Origin of the sequence: Streptomyces sp. DH12, assembly GCF_020873895.1 — a bacterium.
In the GTDB taxonomy this organism is placed as follows: Bacteria; Actinomycetota; Actinomycetes; order Streptomycetales; family Streptomycetaceae; genus Streptomyces.
In genome coordinates this window covers 1-737 of the sequence record NZ_JAHWGT010000260.1, presented here as the reverse complement: position 1 = coordinate 737, position 737 = coordinate 1, and the positions used below count along the sequence as shown (strand labels likewise).

The following is a 737-nucleotide window of genomic DNA, read 5'->3' as shown; positions in this document are numbered from 1 at the left end:
CCAGACGCAGAAGGTGGTCGACGAGGCCGACAAGCTGACGCACGACGGCTCGGCGGTCGACTTCCCCGAGCCCGGCGTCTACAAGCGCCCCATCGCCTTCAACGTGCTGCCCTTCGCGGGCAACCTCGTCGACGACGGTCTGAACGAGACCGACGAGGAGCAGAAGCTGCGCAACGAGTCCCGCAAGATCCTGGACATCCCCGAGCTGAAGGTCTCGGGCACCTGTGTGCGCGTCCCGGTCTTCTCCGGCCACTCCCTCCAGATCAACGCCCGGTTCGCCCGCCCGATCAGCCCGGAGCGCGCGGCCGAGCTGCTGGCCGAGGCTCCCGGGGTGGTCCTCACCGACATCCCGACCCCGCTGCAGGCCGCCGGCCAGGACCCGTCGTACGTGGGCCGCATCCGCCGTGACGAGACGGTGGAGAACGGCCTGGCGCTGTTCGTCTCCAACGACAACCTGCGCAAGGGCGCGGCCCTGAACGCGGTGCAGATCGCGGAGCTGGTGGCGCAGGAGCTGAGCGGCTGACGTCGCAGGCATGACCGAGGGGGCGGGCCCGCCGGTGGGCCCGCCCCCTCGGCGCGTTCAGAGCGCCAGGTGCCGCCGCAGCGCCACGTCGATGTCGGCCATCCGCTGTCGGGGGACAGCACCGACCCGGTGCAGCAGACGGTCGGGGGCGACGGCGCGCACCTGCTCGCACTGCGCCTTGGAGTCCTTGGGCAGCCGGCTCTCGTCCGCGCGC

At 71.9% G+C, this 737-nt stretch carries 2 protein-coding genes; one reads left to right on the top strand and one right to left on the bottom strand.

Translation table 11 applies throughout. The features are described 5' to 3' along the window. Positions 1-523, top strand: a 523-nt coding sequence (locus tag LPA54_RS33905) for an aspartate-semialdehyde dehydrogenase (protein WP_228984531.1), incomplete at its 5' end; no start/stop codon positions are given. Between the two features lie 57 nt (positions 524-580). On the opposite strand, the gene LPA54_RS33900 is transcribed toward LPA54_RS33905, so the two are convergent. After that, the gene (locus LPA54_RS33900) at positions 581-718 is read right to left on the bottom strand and encodes a type II toxin-antitoxin system PemK/MazF family toxin (RefSeq protein WP_267487941.1); all 138 of its coding nucleotides are present in this window, start codon (positions 716-718) and stop codon (positions 581-583) included. Positions 719-737: the final 19 nt, after the last annotated feature.